This window comes from Mesorhizobium sp. KACC 23794, from assembly GCF_052180275.1.
Lineage (GTDB): Bacteria > Pseudomonadota > Alphaproteobacteria > Rhizobiales > Rhizobiaceae > Kumtagia.
On record NZ_CP197465.1, the window covers coordinates 475251 to 496042 of the forward strand.

General features: G+C 64.1%; 23 protein-coding genes. 17 read left to right on the plus strand and 6 right to left on the minus strand.

Annotation, left to right across the window (positions count from 1 at the left end; all coding sequences use genetic code 11):
* Nucleotides 1-3: 3 nt before the first annotated feature.
* The 15 genes from mdcB (at nt 4) to lpdA (ending at nt 14848) form a co-directional block, all read left to right on the plus strand.
* A complete protein-coding gene (gene mdcB / locus ACSBOB_RS02460) occupies nt 4-873 on the plus strand; it encodes a triphosphoribosyl-dephospho-CoA synthase MdcB (protein ID WP_442583945.1) in 870 nt (289 codons plus the stop codon).
* Nucleotides 870-1817 (plus strand): AEC family transporter, encoded by a 948-nt coding sequence (locus tag ACSBOB_RS02465; RefSeq protein ID WP_442580887.1) that lies wholly within the window; start codon nt 870-872, stop codon nt 1815-1817. The genes mdcB and ACSBOB_RS02465 overlap by 4 nt, the downstream gene beginning before the upstream one ends.
* 5 nt (nt 1818-1822) lie before the next feature.
* Nucleotides 1823-2755, plus strand: a complete 933-nt coding sequence (locus tag ACSBOB_RS02470; protein ID WP_442580888.1) for an acyltransferase domain-containing protein — start codon at nt 1823-1825, stop codon at nt 2753-2755.
* Between the two features lie 424 nt (nt 2756-3179).
* Entirely contained in the window at nt 3180-4142 is a 963-nt protein-coding gene (gene mdh / locus ACSBOB_RS02475) for a malate dehydrogenase (protein ID WP_442580889.1), read from the plus strand.
* A 30-nt stretch (nt 4143-4172) separates the two neighbouring features.
* Nucleotides 4173-5366: an ADP-forming succinate--CoA ligase subunit beta gene (sucC, locus tag ACSBOB_RS02480; protein ID WP_442580890.1), complete on the plus strand. Its 1194-nt coding sequence runs from the start codon at nt 4173-4175 to the stop codon at nt 5364-5366.
* A gap of 4 nt (nt 5367-5370) precedes the next feature.
* Nucleotides 5371-5670 (plus strand): hypothetical protein, encoded by a 300-nt coding sequence (locus ACSBOB_RS02485; protein ID WP_442580891.1) that lies wholly within the window; start codon nt 5371-5373, stop codon nt 5668-5670.
* Nucleotides 5671-5692: 22 nt separating this feature from the next.
* The gene (locus tag ACSBOB_RS02490) at nt 5693-6064 is read left to right on the plus strand and encodes a cupin domain-containing protein (protein ID WP_442580892.1); all 372 of its coding nucleotides are present in this window, start codon (nt 5693-5695) and stop codon (nt 6062-6064) included.
* Between the two features lie 8 nt (nt 6065-6072).
* A complete protein-coding gene (sucD, locus tag ACSBOB_RS02495; protein ID WP_442580893.1) occupies nt 6073-6969 on the plus strand; it encodes a succinate--CoA ligase subunit alpha in 897 nt (298 codons plus the stop codon).
* Between the two features lie 136 nt (nt 6970-7105).
* Nucleotides 7106-10099: a 2-oxoglutarate dehydrogenase E1 component gene (locus tag ACSBOB_RS02500; protein WP_442580894.1), complete on the plus strand. Its 2994-nt coding sequence runs from the start codon at nt 7106-7108 to the stop codon at nt 10097-10099.
* A 31-nt stretch (nt 10100-10130) separates the two neighbouring features.
* Nucleotides 10131-11441: a 2-oxoglutarate dehydrogenase complex dihydrolipoyllysine-residue succinyltransferase gene (gene odhB / locus ACSBOB_RS02505; protein WP_442580895.1), complete on the plus strand. Its 1311-nt coding sequence runs from the start codon at nt 10131-10133 to the stop codon at nt 11439-11441.
* A 15-nt stretch (nt 11442-11456) separates the two neighbouring features.
* Nucleotides 11457-11687: a hypothetical protein gene (locus ACSBOB_RS02510; RefSeq protein ID WP_442580896.1), complete on the plus strand. Its 231-nt coding sequence runs from the start codon at nt 11457-11459 to the stop codon at nt 11685-11687.
* A gap of 342 nt (nt 11688-12029) precedes the next feature.
* Nucleotides 12030-12209: an MAPEG family protein gene (locus ACSBOB_RS02515; protein ID WP_442580897.1), complete on the plus strand. Its 180-nt coding sequence runs from the start codon at nt 12030-12032 to the stop codon at nt 12207-12209.
* A 164-nt stretch (nt 12210-12373) separates the two neighbouring features.
* Nucleotides 12374-12802, plus strand: coding sequence for a VOC family protein (locus ACSBOB_RS02520; RefSeq protein ID WP_442580898.1), 429 nt, complete (start codon nt 12374-12376; stop codon nt 12800-12802).
* Nucleotide 12803: 1 nt separating this feature from the next.
* Nucleotides 12804-13361 (plus strand): hypothetical protein, encoded by a 558-nt coding sequence (locus ACSBOB_RS02525; RefSeq protein ID WP_442580899.1) that lies wholly within the window; start codon nt 12804-12806, stop codon nt 13359-13361.
* Nucleotides 13362-13441: 80 nt separating this feature from the next.
* Nucleotides 13442-14848, plus strand: coding sequence for a dihydrolipoyl dehydrogenase (lpdA, locus tag ACSBOB_RS02530; protein WP_442580900.1), 1407 nt, complete (start codon nt 13442-13444; stop codon nt 14846-14848).
* 57 nt (nt 14849-14905) lie between these two features.
* Here lpdA and ACSBOB_RS02535 read toward each other — a convergent pair whose 3' ends face one another.
* From ACSBOB_RS02535 to ACSBOB_RS02555, 5 genes are all read right to left on the minus strand, one after another.
* Nucleotides 14906-15286: a hypothetical protein gene (locus tag ACSBOB_RS02535; protein WP_442580901.1), complete on the minus strand. Its 381-nt coding sequence runs from the start codon at nt 15284-15286 to the stop codon at nt 14906-14908.
* Nucleotides 15287-15470: 184 nt separating this feature from the next.
* Nucleotides 15471-15929: a hypothetical protein gene (locus ACSBOB_RS02540; RefSeq protein ID WP_442580902.1), complete on the minus strand. Its 459-nt coding sequence runs from the start codon at nt 15927-15929 to the stop codon at nt 15471-15473.
* A 186-nt stretch (nt 15930-16115) separates the two neighbouring features.
* Nucleotides 16116-16316: a hypothetical protein gene (locus tag ACSBOB_RS02545; protein ID WP_442580903.1), complete on the minus strand. Its 201-nt coding sequence runs from the start codon at nt 16314-16316 to the stop codon at nt 16116-16118.
* Between the two features lie 92 nt (nt 16317-16408).
* Nucleotides 16409-17470, minus strand: a complete 1062-nt coding sequence (locus ACSBOB_RS02550) for a TraB/GumN family protein (protein ID WP_442580904.1) — start codon at nt 17468-17470, stop codon at nt 16409-16411.
* A 68-nt stretch (nt 17471-17538) separates the two neighbouring features.
* Nucleotides 17539-18477, minus strand: a complete 939-nt coding sequence (locus ACSBOB_RS02555) for a tyrosine recombinase XerC (RefSeq protein WP_442580905.1) — start codon at nt 18475-18477, stop codon at nt 17539-17541.
* A gap of 144 nt (nt 18478-18621) precedes the next feature.
* Between ACSBOB_RS02555 and rimM the strand changes: the two genes are divergently transcribed.
* A complete protein-coding gene (gene rimM / locus ACSBOB_RS02560; protein WP_442583946.1) occupies nt 18622-19209 on the plus strand; it encodes a ribosome maturation factor RimM in 588 nt (195 codons plus the stop codon).
* The gene (trmD, locus tag ACSBOB_RS02565; RefSeq protein WP_442580906.1) at nt 19206-19910 is read left to right on the plus strand and encodes a tRNA (guanosine(37)-N1)-methyltransferase TrmD; all 705 of its coding nucleotides are present in this window, start codon (nt 19206-19208) and stop codon (nt 19908-19910) included. Before rimM ends, trmD begins: the two co-directional genes overlap by 4 nt.
* On the opposite strand, the gene ACSBOB_RS02570 is transcribed toward trmD, so the two are convergent.
* Nucleotides 19892-20644, minus strand: a complete 753-nt coding sequence (locus tag ACSBOB_RS02570) for a sulfite exporter TauE/SafE family protein (protein ID WP_442580907.1) — start codon at nt 20642-20644, stop codon at nt 19892-19894. The two genes, trmD and ACSBOB_RS02570, sit on opposite strands and share 19 nt — an antisense overlap.
* Nucleotides 20645-20792: the final 148 nt, after the last annotated feature.

Genomic DNA, 20792 nt, shown 5'->3' on the forward strand with positions numbered 1-20792 from the left:
TTCATCGCCGAGCGGCCGCTTCCGCTTGGGTTGCATGCGCCCCGCCTTTCCGATGCCGGGGCTATCGCGGCGTGCGCGGTGCGCTGCCTTGTCGAGGAGCTGGAGACATGGCCGAAGCCGGGCCTTGTCAGTCACATCGATTGCGGCAGCCACGACGACATGGACGCCGACATGTTCCGCGCCAGCGCGAGGGCCATCGAGCCGTATTTCGAAGCCCTGACCGAAGCCGGTGCGAACGGCTGCGCGATGGGACGGCTGCGGACCATTGGCCTCGAGGCGGAAGCCGCGATGCTCGCCGCGACATCGGGAATCAACACCCATCGCGGTGCGATATTCGGCCTGGGGCTGCTGTGCGCCGCCGCCGGTGCGAAGGCCGGCGGACTTGTCGAATCCGCGTCGCCGCTGGGAACGGTGGTCTTGCGGCTCTGGGGCCGCAGCATCGTCGACGGACCGGTGATCCCGCATAGCCATGGCGTCATGGCGCGTCGCCGCTTCGGCGCAGGCGGTGCCCGGATGGAGGCCGCGCTGGGCTTTCCCAGCGTCTACCATGTCGGCTTGCCGGCGTTGCGAAGCAGTGCGCTCAGGGCCCCCGGCGATGTCGAGGCTCAAAGGGTGGAGGCTTGTTTTGCCCTCATCGCAGCCGTCGAGGATACCAATTTGCTGCATCGCGGCGGGTCGAGCGGCCTGCACTTCGCGCGCCACGCTGCGCACAGGTTTATCGAGCAAGGCGGCGTCGGCATGCCTGGCTGGCGAGAGCGGGCTAGCGCGATCCACGATGGCTTCGTCGCCCGCCGTCTCAGCCCCGGCGGTTCGGCCGATCTTCTTGCCATGACGCTTTTCGTCGAGGCGCAGGAACGGACCTCTCCCCGATGATGAACACGATCCTGCTGGCGCTCGCCCCCGTGTTTTTCGTGATGGCCCTCGGCTACGGCGCCGGAAGGTTCAAAATCGTCGAAAACCATCAAGTCGACGGATTCAACACCCTGGTCATGAGCTTCGCCCTGCCGGCGTCGCTGATTGCGGCGACCGCGTCGGCCCCGCGCGGCGAACTGCTTGCCCAGGCGCCGCTCTTTGCCATTCTCGGTGGCGTCATGCTGCTCGTGTATCTTGCCTGGTACTGCATCGCCCGCTTCTTCCTGGCGACGGGCAAGGCAAGCGCATCGGCTCAGGCTCTGACCATCGCCTTTCCCAATCTCGGCGGCGTCGGACTGCCGATCGCATCCGCGCTGCTCGGGCCGACAGGCCCGGTGGCGCTCGCGGTCGCCATGGCCGCGGGCTCTATCCTGGTCAGCCCGATCACATTGGTGATCGCCGAAATGGGCAACCGGAAGGAAGGGACCGAGGCTGGCGGCGCGAGGGGACGCATGGCCGGCGCGTTGCGGCGTGCGCTGACAAAACCCATCGTTCTCGGCCCGGCGCTCGGTATCCTGCTGTCGCTGTGCGGTTTCACGCTGAATCCCGTCGTCCAGGCCTGCCTGACGGTGATGGGGCAGGCGGCCGCCGGCGTGGCGCTGTTCCTGACCGGCCTCATCCTCTCGGCACAGGCGTTCCAGCTCGACTGGAAGATCGCCGGCGCGACCGTCCTGGCCGACATCGTCCGGCCGCTGCTCACGGTTGCCGTCGTGTTCCTGCTGCCCGTGCCGGCCGACATCGCCAGGACGGCAATCCTGTTCGCCACCGTGCCGGCGGGGTTCTTCGGCATTCTCTTCGCCGTGAGTTACCGGCTCGATTCGGCGACGGTCGGCTCGATGGTGATCGGCAGCACCATGGTGAGCATCGCCACGATGGCGGTCGCCATCGCCCTCTTGTTTCCGTAGCCGGCATGGTTCTCGCGATCCTGTGTTCCGGCCAGGGGCGGCAGCATGCCGACATGTTCGCCCTGACCAGCGACGCCCCGCAGGCAGCAGGCCTGTTTGCCCATGCTGCGACATTGCTCGGCGGCCGAGACCCGCGCGACTTCGTCCGGGCCGAAACCGAAGAGGCCCTCCACAGGAACCGCACCGGCCAGATCCTCTGCACGCTCCAGGCGCTGGCCGCCGCCGTGGCGCTTCGGGACGCGCTGCCCGGCCGGCCGATCGTCGCCGGCTACAGCGTCGGTGAGGTCGCTGCCTGGGGTGTCGCAGGGCTGTTCGGCATGACCGACACGCTGGACCTGGTCGCGCGCCGGGCGGACGCCATGGACGCCGTTTCTCCCGCAGGTGACGGGCTGCTATTCGTTCGCGGCCTTTCCCGCGAGGCGATCGAAAGCCTTTGCGAAAGGCATGATGCCGCGATCGCAATCGTCAACCCCGGGGATGCGTTCGTGCTCGGCGGAAGCCGCGCCGCGCTGGATGCGCTCGCCGGCGAGGCTAGGGCGATGAACGCCATCCGCGTCGTCGACGTGCCGGTCGAGGTCGCATCCCACACGAAGCGGCTGGCAGGCGCTTCCGGGCTGTTTCGTGAAAGCCTGCGCCATGTCAGCCTGTTGCGTTCTCCGACATCCGGCGCGCGGCTGCTGAGCGGCGTGGATGGCTCCCCTGTCATCCAGGCCGAAGCCGGTCTCGACGGGCTGGCGGCGCAACTGTCTCAAACGGTGCAATGGGCCGACTGCCTGCAAGGCTGCGTCGAAGGCGGGGCGACGGCCTTTCTGGAACTTGGACCGGGGCGGGCGCTGAGCGACATGGCGGCCAGCGCGTATCGCGACATCCCGGCGCGAAGCCTGGAGGATTTCAATACGCTCCAGGGCGTTCGTGCATGGCTGGTGCGGCAGGCCTAGCTTTGATGCCGGGAGCGCTGTCGAGGATGCAGCCGGACTCCCGCGCGCAGTTCCGGCAGGAAAGCCTGAAGGCCATTGACGGCCGACAGGGATGTCGAACATGGGCCGTCAATCTGTCTCTGAATGTTCCCAGCCGGGCGCGATGTTGGCGATACCGGCGTTGTCCGATGCAGTTCCAGTATATTCGACCCGCGCCAACGACGCCTTCCATGCACCCCTCCAGAGATGTCATGGAGTTTGTATTTTTGACGTTTACGTAAACACAAATCAATCTAACCGATTGAAACTATTGAGGTCAAAATAACCGGTTGAAAATGACGGCGCACCGGTCTATTGCAGCGGCGATATCCCGGGCTTTCTCCAGCCCGTCGCCAACTTCTAGCGCGTTCTCCGCGACAGTTCAAAGACAGGGATCCCTTCCGAAATGGCACGCAGCAAGATAGCCCTCATCGGCTCCGGAATGATCGGCGGCACGCTCGCCCATCTGATCGGACTCAAGGAACTGGGCGACGTCGTTCTCTTCGACATCGCCGAAGGCATCCCGCAGGGCAAGGGCCTCGACATCGCCGAATCCTCGCCGGTCGAAGGTTTCGACGCCAGCTATGCCGGCGTGAACGACTATGCGGGCATTGCCGGCGCCGACGTCTGCATCGTCACGGCCGGCGTGCCGCGCAAGCCGGGCATGAGCCGCGACGACCTGATCGGCATCAATTTGAAGGTGATGGAGCAGGTGGGCGCCGGCATCGCCAAGCACGCGCCGAACGCCTTCGTCATCTGCATCACCAACCCGCTCGACGCCATGGTGTGGGCGCTGCAGAAATTCTCCGGCCTGCCGAAGAGCCATGTCGTCGGCATGGCCGGCGTGCTCGACTCGGCGCGCTTCCGCTATTTCCTCGCCGACGAGTTCAAGGTTTCCGTCGAGGACGTCAGCGCGATGACGCTTGGCGGCCATGGCGACGACATGGTGCCGCTGACGCGCTACTCGACCGTGGCCGGCATCCCCCTGCCCGACCTCGTCAAGATGGGCTGGACCTCGCAGGCGAAGCTGGACGCCATCGTCGAGCGCACCCGGAAAGGCGGCGGCGAGATCGTCGCCCTGCTGAAGACCGGCTCCGCCTTCTACGCGCCCGCCTCCTCGGCGATCGCCATGGCCGAGAGCTACCTGAAGGACAAGAAGCGCGTGCTGCCCTGCGCCGCGCATCTCTCCGGCCAGTACGGCATCAGCGACATGTATGTCGGCGTGCCGGTTGTGATCGGCGCCGGCGGCGTCGAGCGCATCGTCGAGATCGACTTCGACGCCACCGAGAAGGCGATGTTCGAAAAGTCGGTCGCCGCGGTGAAGGGTCTTTGCGACGCCTGCGTCGCCATCGCGTCCAGCCTGAAATAATCGAGCCCCGAAGCAAGCGAGAGGCCAGCCATGAACATCCATGAATACCAGGGCAAGCAGCTGCTCAAGGGCTTTGGGCTGCCGGTGGCCGAAGGCGTCGCCATCCTCAAGGCCAGCGAAGCGGAAGCAGCGGCGAAGGCCCTGCCCGGCCCGCTCTATGTGGTGAAGAGCCAGATCCACGCCGGCGGGCGCGGCAAGGGCAAGTTCAAGGAACTCGGCCCCGACGCCAAGGGCGGCGTGCGGCTGGCGAAGTCGGTGGCCGACGTGGTCGCCAACGTCAACGAGATGCTCGGCCACACGCTGGTGACCAAGCAGACCGGCCCGGCCGGTAAGCAGGTCAACCGTCTCTATATCGAGGACGGCGCCGACATCGATCGCGAGCTTTATCTGTCGCTGCTGGTCGACCGCTCGGTGGGCAAGATCGCCTTCGTCGTCTCGACCGAAGGCGGCATGGACATCGAGGGCGTCGCCCACGACACGCCGGAAAAGATCATCACGCTGGCGATCTACCCGGAAACGGGGGTCACTGCGGACGACGTGAAGAAGATCAACGCCGCCTACGGGCTCGACGGTGACGCGGCGAAGGACGGCGAAACGGTTTTCCCGGCGCTCTACAAGGCGTTCGTCGAGAAGGACATGAGCCTGCTCGAGGTCAACCCGCTGATCGTCATGAAGAACGGCCGGCTGCGCGTGCTCGACGCAAAGGTGTCGTTCGACAACAACGCCCTGTTCCGTCATCCGGAGGTCGTCGAGCTGCGCGACACCACCGAGGAGGACGAGAAGGAGATCGAGGCGTCGAAATACGACCTCGCCTATGTCGCCCTCGACGGCAATATCGGCTGCATGGTGAACGGCGCCGGCCTGGCGATGGCCACCATGGACATCATCAAGCTGTATGGCGCCGAGCCGGCCAATTTTCTCGACGTCGGCGGCGGCGCCAGCAAGGAAAAGGTCACGGCGGCCTTCAAGATCATCACCAAGGACCCGGCGGTGAAGGGTATCCTGATCAACATTTTTGGCGGCATCATGAAGTGCGACATCATCGCCGAGGGTGTGATCGCCGCGGTGAGGGAAGTCGGGCTGAAAGTGCCGCTGGTGGTGCGGCTGGAAGGCACCAATGCCGAGCTCGGCAAGAAGATCATCAACGAGAGCGGCCTGAACGTGACCTCGGCGGATGATCTGGATGACGCGGCCAAGAAGATCGTGGCGGCGGTGAAGGGATAAGGCCATGAGCCTCGGCCTATCAACGGTGGTCGTTGTGCTGGCCGGGCCGCTGTTGGCGATGCTGATATCTGTCAGCGTGGCGATGTTGAGAGCCTTGATCCCGGGCACCATCATGTTTCTGTGTTCGGCCGCAGTAACTCTGTGGCTTTATCGGGGGTTAACCTCCACCTGCGCGATAGATGAAAGCGAATGCATAGGCGGACAGGCTTCAATATTCCTCTTCGGCATCGTTTGGCTTTTTGGCGTCGCGGTGGTTGGGTGGTTTGTTTGGCACAAGGCTCGCATCGCCCCTAGTCTGCGCTGACGCGCCAGAGGAACCTGAGAAGATGCCTCCCCGCAAGATCAACCTCGTCACCGCGGCGGACCAGAAGATCGAAAAGGTCTTCGATCCGCATATCGCCGGTGACGTGAACGACAGCCAGGCCAAGGTGGCGAAATTCGGCACGGCGTTCGACTGGCATGCGCATGAGAACGAAGACGAAGCGTTCCTGGTGTTGCGCGGAAAGATCGCCATCGATTTCCGCGACGGGCCGGTGGAACTCGACGAGGGCGATTTCATCGTCGTGCCGCGCGGCGTCGAGCACCGGCCGCGCTCGCTGACCGAGGAACCGGTGGTTCTGATGTTCGAACCGGCGACGACCCTGAATACCGGAAATGCCAAAAGCGACCTGACGGTCACGGAACTGAAGCGGCTTTAGGAGACTCGATGTCCATTCTCATCGACAAGAACACAAAAATCCTGGTGCAGGGGCTGACCGGTAACACCGGTTCGTTCCACACCGAGCAGGCGCTGGCCTATCACGGCACAAAAATGGTCGGCGGCATCCATCCCAAGAAGGGCGGCACGACCTGGGACGGTTCGGTGCCGTTGCCGATCTTCGCCACCGTCGCCGAAGGCAAGGAGAAGACCGGCGCCAATGCCTCGGTCGTCTATGTGCCGCCGGCAGGCGCGGCTGCGGCGATCATCGAGGCGATCGAGGCGGAAATCCCGCTGATCGTCTGCATCACCGAGGGCATCCCCGTGATGGACATGGTCAAGGTGAAGGCAAAGCTCGACAAGTCGAAGTCGCGGCTGATCGGACCGAACTGCCCGGGCATCGTGACGCCGGACGAGTGCAAGATCGGCATCATGCCCGGCAACATTTTCCGCAAGGGCTCGGTGGGCGTTGTCTCGCGCTCGGGAACGCTTACCTATGAGGCTGTGTTCCAGACGACGAATGAAGGCCTAGGCCAGTCGACGGCGGTCGGCATCGGCGGCGACCCGGTGAAAGGCACGGAATTCATCGACATCCTCGAAATGTTCCTGGCCGACGACGAGACGAAATCGATCATCATGATCGGCGAGATCGGCGGCTCGGCGGAAGAAGACGCGGCGCAGTTCCTCAAGGACGAGGCGAAGAAGGGCCGCAGCAAGCCGATGGCGGGTTTCATCGCCGGCCGCACAGCCCCTCCCGGCCGCACGATGGGCCACGCCGGCGCGGTGATCTCCGGCGGCAAGGGCGGCGCCGAGGACAAGATCGCGGCAATGGAATCGGCTGGCATCAAGGTTTCGCCCTCCCCGGCGCGGCTTGGGAAGACGCTGGTGGAAGCGATCAAGGGTTGAGAGAGCGAATAGCGAATAGGGAGTAGCGAATAGGGAAGAAGGTGAAGCGGGCGGGTACCATTTTCCCCTACTCGCTATTCGCTACTCGCTATTCGCTCTTAAAAGGAGACGAAGCCCAAAAGCTTCGAACAGGCAGATGGCACGACAAGATCAGGCCAACGACCAATTTTCCATCACCTCGTTCCTCTATGGCGGCAATGCCGATTACATCGAGCAGTTGCAGGCCGCCTACGAGGACGATCCGCAGTCGGTGTCGCCCGAATGGCGGGACTTCTTCGGTGCGCTGAAGGACGATGCCGGCGACGTCCGCAAGAACGCCAAGGGCGCGTCCTGGTCGAAGCCCAACTGGCCGATCGCCGCCAATGGGGAGCTGGTCTCGGCGCTCGACGGCAATTGGGGCCTGATCGAAAAGGTCATCGAGAAGAAGGTTAAGGACAAGGCCGTCGCCAACGGCAAGGTCATGTCGGACGACGAGGTGCATCAGGCCACCCGCGATTCGGTGCGCGCCATCATGATGATCCGCGCCTACCGCATGCGCGGCCATTTGCACGCCGACCTCGACCCGCTGCATCTCGCCAAGCCGATCGAGGACTATAACGAACTGTCGCCCACCGCCTACGGCTTCACCGAGGCGGATTACGACCGGAAAATCTTTCTCGACAACGTGCTGGGGCTGGAATCGGCGACCATCCGGCAGATGCTGGAGATCCTCACCCGCACCTACTGCTCAACGCTGGGTGTCGAGTTCATGCACATCTCCGACCCCGAGGAGAAGGCCTGGATCCAGGCGCGAATCGAAGGTGCCGACAAGGAGATCACCTTCACCAAGGAGGGCAAGAAGGCCATCCTGCAGAAGCTGATCGAGGCCGAGGGTTTTGAGCAATTCATCGACGTCAAATACAAGGGCACCAAGCGGTTCGGCCTGGACGGCGGTGAATCGCTGATCCCGGCGCTGGAGCAGATCATCAAGCGCGGCGGTTCGCTGGGCATGAAGGAGATCGTGCTCGGCATGGCGCATCGCGGCCGGCTCAACGTGCTGACCAACGTCATGGCCAAGCCGCACCGCGCGGTGTTCCACGAGTTCAAGGGCGGCTCGGCTGCTCCCGACGACGTCGAGGGTTCGGGCGACGTGAAATACCACCTCGGCGCCTCGTCGGACCGCGAGTTCGACGGCAACAAGGTGCACCTGTCGCTGACCGCCAATCCCTCGCATCTGGAGATCGTCGACCCGGTCGTGATGGGCAAGGCGCGGGCCAAGCAGGACCAGCTCTACGGCCGCAACCGCGAGGAGATCGTGCCGCTGGAGGAGCGCGCAAAAGTGCTGCCGCTGCTGCTGCATGGCGACGCGGCCTTTGCCGGCCAGGGCGTCATCGCCGAGATCCTCGGCCTGTCCGGCCTGCGCGGCCACCGCGTTGCCGGCACGCTGCATTTCATCATCAACAACCAGATCGGCTTCACCACCAATCCGCGCTTCTCGCGCTCGTCGCCCTATCCGTCGGATGTGGCCAAGATGATCGAGGCCCCGATCTTCCACGTCAACGGCGACGACCCTGAAGCGGTCGTGCATGCCACCAAGGTGGCGGTGGAATTCCGCATGAAATTCCACAAGCCGGTGGTGGTGGACATGTTCTGCTACCGCCGCTTCGGCCACAATGAGGGCGACGAGCCGGCGTTCACGCAGCCGATCATGTATCGCACCATCCGCACCCACAAGACGACGCTGCAGATCTATGGCGAGAAGCTGATCGGCGAAGGCCTGATCGACCAGGCCGAGTTCGACCGCATGAAGGCCGAGTGGCGCGCGAGACTGGAGGCCGAGTTCGAGGCCGGCCAGGCCTACAAGCCGAACAAGGCCGACTGGCTGGACGGCGTGTGGTCCGGCCTGCGCACCGCCGACAGCCAGGACGAGCTGCGCCGCGGCAAGACCGCCGTGCCGTTGAAGACGCTGAAGGAGATCGGCCGCAAGCTGACCGAGACGCCGAAGGATTTCGAGGCGCACAAGACCATCTCGCGCTTCCTTGAGACGCGCCGCAAGATGATCGATTCCGGCGAAGGCATCGACTGGTCGACCGCCGAGGCTCTGGCCTTCGGCGCGATCCTGCTCGACGGCAACCCGATCCGGCTTTCCGGCCAGGATTCGGAGCGCGGCACCTTCTCGCAACGCCATTCGGTGCTCTACGACCAGCGCGACGAGACCCGTTACATCCCGCTGAACAACCTTTCGCCGGCGCAGGCCGGCTACGAGGTCATCAACTCGATGCTGTCTGAAGAGGCGGTGCTCGGTTTCGAATACGGCTATTCGCTGGCAGAGCCGAAGGCGCTGACCTTGTGGGAAGCCCAGTTCGGCGACTTCGCCAACGGCGCGCAGGTGGTGTTCGACCAGTTCATCTCGTCGGGCGAGCGTAAGTGGCTGCGCATGTCGGGTCTCGTCTGCCTGCTGCCGCATGGCTATGAGGGCCAAGGGCCTGAGCACTCGTCGGCGAGGCTGGAGCGGTTCCTCCAGCTTTGCGCCGAGGACAACATGCAGGTCGCCAACGTCACGACGCCGGCCAACTATTTCCACATCCTGCGCCGCCAGCTCAAGCGCGACTTCCGCAAGCCGCTGATCCTGATGACGCCGAAGTCGCTGCTGCGCCACAAGCGGGCCGTGTCGACGCTGTCGGAAATGTCCGGCGAAAGCGCCTTCCATCGCCTGCTGTGGGACGACGCGCAGACCTATGCGGCGTCCGGCGAGGGCGTGAAGCTGGCCAAGGATTCGAAGATCCGCCGCGTCGTCATGTGTTCGGGCAAGGTCTATTACGACCTGTTCGAGGAACGCGAGAAGCGCGGCATCAACGACGTCTACCTGCTGCGCGTCGAGCAGCTCTATCCGTTCCCGGCCAAGGCGCTGATCAACGAGCTGTCGCGCTTCCGCGGCGCCGAGATGGTGTGGTGCCAGGAAGAGCCGAAGAACATGGGCGCCTGGTCGTTCATCGACCCCTATCTGGAATGGGTGCTCGCCCATATCGACGCAAAGCACCAGCGCGTGCGCTACACCGGACGGCCGGCAGCCGCTTCGCCGGCGACCGGCATGATGTCGAAGCATCTGGCGCAGCTGCAGGCTTTCCTAGACGACGCTCTCGGCGAATAGAACCCACCAGGCACCAACGGGCAGGAACCAAATGGCCAGCGAAATCCGCGTCCCCACCCTCGGCGAATCGGTCTCCGAAGCGACGATCGGCAAGTGGTACAAGAAGGTCGGCGACACGATCGTCGCAGACGAGCCGCTGCTCGAACTGGAAACCGACAAGGTGACCATCGAGGTGCCGTCGCCTGCCGCCGGTACGCTTTCTGAAATCGCTGCCAAGGATGGCGAGACGGTCCGCGTCGGAGCGCTGCTCGGCTCGATCTCGGAGGGCGCGGGCGCAAAGCCTGCAGCCAAGGCCGAGGAACCGAAAGCCGTGCCCACGAAGCCTGAAGCGGTGGCCCAGGCCGCCGGGGCGGCGGGTGCCTCCACGACCAAGGAAGCCGCCGCCAAGACCGCGGCGATCGCCGGCGAAGCGCCGGTCGAGAAGCGCGACATGCCGCCGGCCCCGTCGGCCGCGAAACTCTTGGCCGAAAACAACCTTGCGACCGATCAGGTTACTGGCTCCGGCAAGCGTGGCCAGGTGCTTAAGGGCGACGTGCTGGAAGCCATCGCCAAGGGTGCGAACACTGCCCCTCCCGCGTCGGCTCCCGCCGCTCCCGTTTCCATTCCGGCGGCCGCCCGCGCCCCTTCCTCGCCTGCCGACGAAGGCCGCGAGGAGCGCGTGCGCATGACCAAACTGCGCCAGACCATCGCGCGACGCCTGAAGGAAGCGCAGTCCGCCGCCGCCATGCTCACCACCTTCAACGAGGTGGACATGAAGGCGGTGATGGATCTGCGCACCAAGTACAAGGACGTGTTCGAGAAGAAGCACGGCGTGAAGCTGGGCTTCATGGGCTTCTTCACCAAGGCGGTGACGCATGCTCTGAAGGAGATCCCGGCGGTCAATGCAGAGATCGACGGCACCGACATCATCTACAAGAACTTTGCCCATGTCGGTGTTGCCGTCGGCACGGAGAAAGGTCTTGTCGTGCCGGTGGTGCGCGACGCCGACAAGATGTCGATCGCCGAGATCGAGAAGGAGATCGGCCGGTTGGGCCTCGCCGCCCGCGACGGAAAACTCACGGTCGCCGACATGCAGGGCGGTACCTTCACCATCTCCAATGGCGGCGTCTACGGCTCGCTGATGTCGACGCCGATCCTCAACGCGCCGCAGTCGGGCATCCTCGGCATGCACAAGATCCAGGACCGGCCGGTGGTGGTCGGCGGCCAGATCGTCATCCGCCCGATGATGTACCTGGCGCTCAGCTACGACCACCGCATTGTCGACGGCAAGGAGGCGGTGACCTTCCTGGTGCGGGTGAAGGAGAGCCTGGAGGATCCGGAACGCCTGGTGCTGGATTTGTAGGAGGCCTCAGCCTACGTGGATACTGACCTCGTCACAGAAGCAATTCGACTACTACGCCGTTATGCGGCGTGGTTGGGGGTCAGTGGCGCGATAGTTTATGGCGGCGCCCTCGGATTAACCTATTCCGGCGTGCTTGCTCCGCTGGAAGTGTTTCTCTTCTTGGCACTGGGAGCGGCAAGTTTCATCGCCTCGATCGTTCTCTTCATTTTGAGCCTCGTAACCGCTCAATTGCCTTGGCGTCGGTGAATTTGCTTTCTTGAAAATCTGCCACGACGATCAAAATCGGGCTTTCCTAAACGGCGTTCACCTGCAAGTGTTCGATAGGTAATGCTCGTCGTATCGCTTGGCTGGAAGGGTTCGTAATGGAAGCCGCAGCAGCATCCGCGGAAATCACCGTTCTCGCCTGGAGCGTCGTGCTGTTGCTGGTCCAGGTCATGGCACAGGCTTTTGCCACATATGACCTCGGCCCCAAATATCTCTTCAGTCCGCGGGACGAGGGCCGCATCTCACGCAGCATCGTTGCCGGCCGGCTTGGACGGGCCTTGCGCAACTTGCTGGAGAACCTATCCGGCGTTCGTCGCGCTTGTGGTGGCACTGGTCGTCGCCGGCAAGACGGGAGGCCTCGGCGCGACCGGCGCCTGGATATGGCTTGCGGCGCGGGTGATCTATTTTCCGATATATGCAACGGGCGTGCCGGTTGTCAGGACGCTGGTCTGGCTGGTTTCGATCGCCGGCCTGCTGCTGATGTTGATCCCGCTCGTCTTTTGAGCGGCATCAAACAGGTGCTTCGTCCATAGTGCCCGAAGCGGTCGGCGCCACATCATTCCTTGCTGGACCGGCCCGCGCGCCACACTGTGCCTTCCGTTTCACGTCCTCTCCGCTACATTCGAGGCGTGGAGCACAGGATGCTCCAGGCCTTCAGAAGGATGCCGATGGCTTTCGAACCGGACATCCCGCCGATCCAGGTGCATCTGTGCGTCAAGGGCGGACAGGAGGCGATCGCCTGGTACGAAAAGGCGTTCGGGGCAGTCGAGACTTTCCAGCAGATGGCTGAGGATGGCGAGCGTGTGATGCACGCCAACCTGACCATGTTCGGCTCCGAAATCATGCTGCATGACGAGTTCCCCGAACTCGCGCCCGACGTGATGTCGCCGCCGTCGCGCGGCGGCGCCGGGCTGACGGTCAACGTCAACCTGGCTTTCCCCATCGACGTCGACCGCGCGATCAAGCGTGCCGCGTCCGCGGGGGCCAAGATCACCATGCCGGTCGGCGACCAGTTCTGGGGCGCGCGCTACGGCAGGATCCGCGATCCGTTCGGCCATGTCTGGGCCTTCAGCGCACCGCTGGTGCAGGCGGGATGAGATGAGGACCGGCAGCCTATTTTCATCTGTGGGGCTTTGGAAACGCAGAGCAGATGCGCCTACGATTGCGCAGCGATTATGGAAAGCAACAATCACCGCAGTTGCCGTCACCCTCTCTTCTCCTACCCTCGCCGCCTGCCCGATCGAGCTTTCCACCTATCGCGATGTCGAGGACGCCGGCTCGCTTGAATTCCGTCCAACCGGCGGCAACGCCACCGTGACCAACAGTTTTCGCCTGCTGATCGGCGATGTCGTGCTCGACGGCATCGTCATGTGGAGCGACGGCGTCGCCCGGCCGAACGGGGTGCTGAGCTACAAATGCCCGATTGGAGACGTGACTGGTCCCGAGCTGGAAGCCTGCACCGTCTGGCAGGGTGTCATCTACACGTCGGATGTTTCCGGCACTATCGGCCTGTTGCCCGCCGAGGGGCAGGATGCGCCTCAAAAACTGATCTTCGCCGACCTGACGCATTCGCTCCGCTTCTCCCCGGTGCCCGAGGTCGCGAGCCTTGCAAAACTTCCATGGGACGTTTTCGCGCTAAACGGTTGCCAGGAGTGACGGTGTCGGTGAAAGAAGGGCATTCGACATTATATCTGTGACGCCGGGCGTCCGGCGCCGGCGCGATAGGGAAGCACAAAATGGCTTATGACGTCGTCATCATCGGAAGCGGCCCCGGAGGGTATGTCTGCGCCATCAAGGCGGCGCAACTCGGGCTGAAAGTCGCGGTGGTCGAGAAGCGCGCCACCTATGGCGGCACCTGCCTGAACATCGGCTGCATCCCGTCGAAGGCGCTGCTGCACGCGTCCGAAATGTTTTCGGAAGTCGACCACGGGCTGGAAGCCCTCGGCGTTGAGGTCGCAAAGCCAAAACTCAATCTGAAGAAGATGATGGAGCACAAGGACACGACCGTCGCCGCCAACGTCAACGGCGTCGCCTTCCTGTTCAAGAAGAACAAGATCGACGGCATTCGCGGCACCGGCCGTATCGTCTCCGCCGGCAAGGTTCTGGTGACAGCCGAGGACGGCGGCACGCAGGAGCTGGAGACCAAGGCGATCGTTATCGCCACCGGGTCCGACGTCGCCGGCATTCCGGGCGTCAAGGTCGACATCGACGAGAAGGTGATCGTTTCCTCCACCGGCGCGCTGGAATTCGACAAGGTGCCGGCGCATCTGGTCGTCGTCGGCGGCGGCGTCATCGGCCTGGAACTCGGCTCGGTCTGGGCGCGGCTCGGCTCCAAGGTCACCGTGGTCGAGTATCTGGACACGATCCTCGGCGGCATGGACGGCGAGGTGGCGAAGCAGTTCGCCCGCATGCTCGCTAAGCAGGGTTTCGACCTGAAGCTCGGCTCGAAAGTCACCGGCGTCAAGAAGTCGAAGAAGGGCGCCAGCGTCACTTTCGAGCCGGTCAAGGGCGGCGACGCCGAGACCATCGAGGCCGACGCCGTGCTGATCGCCACCGGCCGCCGGCCCTATTCGGACAGTCTCGGCCTGGCGGAGGCCGGCGTCGCGCTGGACGAGCGCGGCCGGGTGAAGACCGACGGCCATTTCCAGACCAGCGTGCCAGGCATCTATGCCATCGGCGACGTGATCGAGGGCTCGATGCTGGCCCACAAGGCGGAAGACGAAGGTGTGGCGGTGGCCGAGATTCTCGCCGGTCAGAAGGGCCACGTGAATTACGACGTCATTCCCAGCGTGGTCTACACCAGCCCCGAGGTTGCCTCGGTCGGCAAGACCGAGGAAGAGCTGAAGAAGGCTGGCATCGACTACAAGGTTGGCAAATTCCCCTTCACCGCCAACGGCCGCGCCCGCGCCATGCTGCACACCGACGGTTTCGTGAAGATTTTGGCCGACAAGGCCACCGACAAGGTGCTGGGCTGCCATATCGTCGGCTTTGGCGCCGGCGAACTGATCCAGGAGGCGACGGTGCTGATGGAATTCGGCGGCTCGGCGGAAGACCTCGCCCGCACTTGCCACCCGCATCCGACCATGTCGGAAGCGATCAAGGAAGCGGCGCTCGCCGCCTGGTTCAAGCCGATCCATATCTGATCGTAGGCCTTGGGAGCGCTTGCGCCTGACAGCCAATGCTGTCGGGTGCAACTCGCCTCAAAACGATCTGCAGTGGTCCCCTGCTTCATTGAGAGGATGGATTTCTACATAGGGTACGAGGTTGTTCACCGCAGGCTGCATACTTGCATAGATTTTGTACCGGCCCTCAGCGGTGTCGATGAAGCAGAATTCGGCGCCATCTTCAAACATGAAGTAGTCATCGTTTACGACGGGGTGATTGAACCAACTTCCGATGAAGAAATATTTCTTGACATATGAATTGACCGATAACTTGCTCTCATAGACGATGGTGGCGCACCCTTCACTCGGGCCGCATACTTCTCTGGAGTGATAATATTTGTCGGTCGCGATGCCTACCGCAAACCGCAGCGCCGGAGGACCGAGGAACCAAATCGCTGCAGCCGAGAGGAGTATCAATGAGTATTTGGAGGCTAATATGCGCAGTCTTATCGTCCTCTATCCCGTCTCGCTATGAAGTGAGGATCTCTTCCTTGACGGATTGCCATCGTCGACCGCCAACAATGAGGCTGGGTTGTGCAGGTATTGCGCAAACGAGAACGGCCCGCCGAAGCGGGCCGTCCATTCCGGGATAGGGTTTGGGTTACTGGGCCGGGGCCGGCTGCGCAGGAGCGGGAGCCGGTTCGGCAGGAGCCGTTGCATTCGGAGCGGCCGGGGCGGTTGCATCCGGCGCAGGCGCCGCGGGCGCAGCAGCGTCAGGCGCGGGCTGGGCAGGCGTCGCCGGAGCGGTCGCTGCGGGAGCCGATGCATCGGGTGCCGGCGTGGCGGGCTCGGTGGCCGCCGGCTGCTCGGATGTAGCCGGTGTGTTCGCCGTGCCCGGGGCAAAGACGAAATAGGCCACGACGGCAAGAACCAGCACGATGGCGGCAATCAGCACGCCGCTGCCGCTCTTGCGTTCCTGCACCACGGTGCGGTTGTCGATGTAAGGATCCTGCGTATTGGCAGGGGTCAGGCGCGGATCGAGCGGGTCGGCGCCGAGCGGCGGCACCGGATTGATCGGATCATTGAAACGTGGATCCGGCACGCGTTCGGGATTGGCCATTGTCGTCCTCCATCACTTTCGATGGCAGGACAACGCGCAACAAGCGATTCGGTTTCACAATCGCCTGACAGGAGGTCCGAACCGACGTTGCAAGCCATGCAGACGTCGCACCGGGGCCATGGGCCGAAACAAAAAGCGCATGGCGTGGGCCATGCGCGCAGCCTGCCGGAAACGGCAAGCAACCGATTATTCAGCCGTCGGCGCGATCTGCTGTGGCGTCTGGGCCGGGGTTTCCGGCAGGGCTATGGGCTCGGACTGCGGAATGGCGATGCTCGCCACCACCGTCGTGTCGACCTGAGCCGCTTTGGCAGAGCGCTGGAATTCACAGGCACTGGCGCCGGAAGTGGCAAGGCCGATGCCGGCCGCAATCAACAGAAGTCTCTTCATCCGCATGATCCTCTTGGCTATTGGCGACATACGGACGCTAACAAAAGTATGAGCCGGCTCCAAATCACCCTTTTCGTGAACGGAGAAGCCGCTCAACCCTGATCGGTGCGCGATACGGCGTAGCCTGCCTGGCGCAGCAGCGAGACGAGACCTTCCGGCCCCGGCAGATGCATGGCGCCGACGGCGATGAAGGCATTGCCGGCGTCGAGGATCGGACCGGCGCGGCTGGCCATGGTGTGGTTGCGGGCCGTTATCATCGTTTTTTCGAACGCCACGTCGGTCTCGCCGCCAGGAAGCGTTGCCCGAAACAGCGGCCAGACCGTGCCGATGTCGCCGCTGACATAGAGCAGGATCATGGTTTCGTTGGCGTCGTCCATGCGGGCGCCGACCTTCAGCGTATCGATCAAGCCCTGGACATGGAACTGGATGGGCAGCGAGGCCATGGCTTCAAGTTGTTCGACTGCGGTCTCCAGCCCTTCCAGCTTCTTGCCGCCGGCGACCGCATCCTGCGCCAGCCTGGCGTCGAGCACAGGCGCGCCGCCCGCCTTGCGCTGCAACTCGCAGGCCGGCACGCTAAGCATGGTGGTGATGATCCACGGTTTCATCTTTACGACGCTGTAGGGCGGGATGCCGCGCGCCTCCAGAGCCTTATTGACGAAGTCGGCCTCGCCCGGCGGCAGCAACGATGCCAGCGTCGTCTGGTCGGTGAACATCATGAGTTCCGGCTTCTGCATGATCGAAGCCATCATCTTCCGCTGGTCGAGCACCTCCGTCGTCTCAATGACGACGGTGCCGGCCGCATCGTAGGCTGCTTGCGCGGCGGGCATCAGCGTCGTCACGCGCGGATCGGTGACATGCATGGTGCCGAACAAGAAGGAGGGGGCGACGCCTGGTTTCTCGATCTTCCACAGCAGGCCTTTGCCGTTTTCGACCTTTGCCGCCTCGGCTTCGACGGCGGCGTATTTCGCCGGATCGCCCTGCTTGAGTTCGGCCAGCATGTCCTTGCCCGTGCAGGCGACAGGCTCGGCATTCGCCCGGCCGACGGCCATGACGAGCGTTGCCGCGAAGGCGAGCAGGAACAGCAGGCTGGCGGCCGCCAGCAGCTTCAGCAGCGGCAGCGCGGCGCGATCGGCAAGAGGCAGCAGACGGTTCATGCCGCGAGACTAGCGGCCAAAAACGGTCAAACGGTTAAGGACCTGATGAAAACACCATCGATCGGGCGTCACGCCCGTGGATGGGCGGCATCGTAGATCTCGAGCAGCCGGGCCGTGTCGACGCCGGTATAGACCTGCGTGGTCGACAGGCTGGCGTGGCCGAGCAGTTCCTGGATCACACGCAGGTCGCCACCTCTCCCAAGCAGGTGGGTGGCGAAGGAATGGCGCAGCGCATGCGGCGTGGCCGTGTCGGGCAGGTTCAGCGCGCTACGCATCTTTCGCATCGCCCGCTGCACGATCGCAGGATTGAGCGGCCCGCCGCGTGCGCCACGGAACAGCGGGCCTTCGCCATCGAGATGATAGGGGCAGAGCCGCCGGTATTCGACCACCGCCTGCAGGGCGACAGGCAGGACGGGCACCAGCCGGGTCTTGCCGCCCTTGCCGGTAATGCGCAGCACGCTTTCGCCAGGTGACGCCAGCACGCCTGCGGGCAGGCCGAGCGCCTCGGAAATGCGCAAGCCGGAACCGTAGAGCAGCGTCAGCACCGCGGCGTCGCGCGCCGCGACCCAGGGTTCTTCCGCCAATTGCTCCTCGGTGGAGACGACGCGCCGCGCATCCGGCGCGGTGAGCGGCTTCGGCAGCGATTTCGGCTGTTTTGGCGCACGCAGGGCTGATGCGCCCGCCGCATTGACCAGTCCCTTGCGTTCGAGAAAACGCAGCATCGAGCGAACCCCTGCCAACCCCCGTCCGAGGGTACGGGCACCCACGCCGTCCTTGCGCCGCGCCGCGAGATAGGCGCGCAAGTCTGCGGGCCGCAGATTGGCGATGTCGCTTATGCCCGGCGCGCCGCCGCAATGTCCGGTGAGGAAATGCAGGAACTGCCGCGTGTCCCGCTCATAGGCCTCAACCGTCAGCGCCGATAGCCGGCGCTCCCTGCCCAGCATCTTCAACCAGTTTTCACGCGCAGCCTGGAGGTCGGGCTTCGCGGCGATGAGGAATTCCTGCATGCGATCGATCCGGATGGTCGCGAAAATGCTTGCGCTGCCGAGGTTAGCAAGGCGTGAACAGTACCGCGATTGAAACGCGAGGGCCGCAGGGATAGAGCATCCCGCAAGCAACCGGGAAAAGCGATCGTGAAAAACCCCGTCCAGATGGCCGTGATCGGCGCGGCCCACGGAATCCGCGGCGAACTGCGCGTGAAGACGTTTACCGGCGACCCGCTGGCGCTCGGCGACTATGGGCCGCTGCATTCCTCCGATGGCCGTTCCTTCGAGGTGCTCGACATCAGGCCCGCCGGCAACGTCGTCGTCGTCCGCTTCAAGGGCGTCGCCGACCGCAACGTTGCCGAGGCGCTCAACGGAACCGAGCTTTTCGTCGACCGCTCGGCGCTTCCGGACGATGCGGAAGAGGGCGAGTTCTATCACACCGACCTCATCGGGCTGGCGGTGCGCGACGAGACGGACGAGGCCGTCGGCAAGATCACCAGCGTGCAGAATTTCGGCGGCGGCGACATCCTTGAAATAACCCATTCGGGGACGAAAGGCGTGCTGATCCCGTTCACACAGGCGGCGGTGCCGGTCGTCGACATTGCGGGCGGTTTCGTCCGCATCGATACCGTCGCCGCCGGCCTGGCCGACGAAGAACAGGATGATCCGGCTCTGGAAGAACCGTCCGGCCAAGGCAAGCGCGATCTCGATCGCCGCCCGCGTGGGCCGAAGGACGCCGGAGGCAACCGGTGACGTTTCGCGCCAGCGTGCTGACGCTCTATCCGGAAATGTTTCCGGGGCCGCTCGGCGTCTCGCTCGCGGGACGCGGCCTGGCGGAAGGCGCATGGTCACTGGAAACGATCCAGATCCGCGACTTCGCCACCGACCGGCACCGCAGTGTCGACGACACGCCGGCCGGCGGCGGCGCGGGAATGGTGATGCGCGCCGACGTGCTGGCGCGCGCCGTGGATCATGCCTCGCCGGAGGGCGACCCGCGTCCGCGCCTGCTGATGAGCCCGCGTGGAAAGCCCCTAACACAGGCGAGGGTGCGTGAACTGGCCGCCGGGCCGGGCGCGATGATCCTGTGCGGGCGCTTCGAAGGCGTCGATCAGCGCCTCATCGACCTGCGCGGGCTGGAGGAAATTTCCGTCGGCGACTTCATCCTGTCGGGCGGCGAGCCAGCGGCGATCGTGCTGCTCGATGCCGTCGTGCGGCTCCTGCCGGGCGTCATGGGCAACGCGCTGTCGGGCGACGAGGAAAGTTTTGAGAACGGCTTGCTCGAACATCCGCACTATACGCGGCCGCAGGAATTCGAAGGCGTGCCGATCCCGGATGTCCTGACTTCAGGCAATCATGCGAAGATCGCCGCATGGCGACATGAGCAATCGGAAAGGCTGACGAGGGAGCGGCGGCCGGACCTGCTCGCTGCGGTCGTTCACCCCTTCCAGAAGTAATACCCTGCCAAAAGCAACCCGACGACAATGACAAAGCCGCGCAGCACGGTCTGTGGAACGCGCTTTGCCATCCAGACGCCGGCATAGCCGCCAAGCGCCACGGCCGGGATCATGACGATCGCTTGCGGCCAGGCGACGACGCCGCCCGAGACGAAGACGATGATCGCGACGGCCGCGATGACGATCGACAGCATGTTCTTGAGCGCATTCAGCCGGTGGTAGTCGCCGGTCTGGGTGAGGCCGAGCGTGGCCAGCATCATCACGCCCATGCCGGCGCCGAAGAAGCCGCCATAGACGGCTGTCGCGAACTGGATGATTGCACCAGGCACCGAGCCGACCGTTGCCGGTTTGCCGGGTTTGGGTTTCGGCTTCAGCCACGGTCCCGCCGCAAACATCGCTGTGGCGGCGAGCAGCAGCCATGGCACCATGGCGCTAAATTCCAGATTGTTCAGTGCCAGCAGGGTCAACGCACCTGCCAGCGCACCGATGGCCGATATCAACGAGAGCAGCAGGGCGCCGCGCCAGAACGTCTTGATGTCGCTCCAGTAGGCGAGCGTCGAGGTGATGTAGCCTGGGAACTGGGTGATCGAGGACGTCGCGTTGGCCGAGATCGCAGGAATGCCGGCGATCGAGAGTGCCCCGAAGGTGAGGAACGTGCCGCCGCCCGCGACGGCATTGACAGCGCCGGAGACGAAGCCGGCGACGGCAAGAAGCAGGATGTCGGCAAATATCATGAGCGGGTGTCTGGCGACTGGATCGGCGGGTTGAGAACCTGTACGGAACGCTGCACGGCGGCGCAAGCGCTTGCTTCCCGCGAAAAACCGCCATCGCGGGCGTGACAAGCCGGATGTTTTGGTGTATCGCCGCGCACGCAACCGGAAG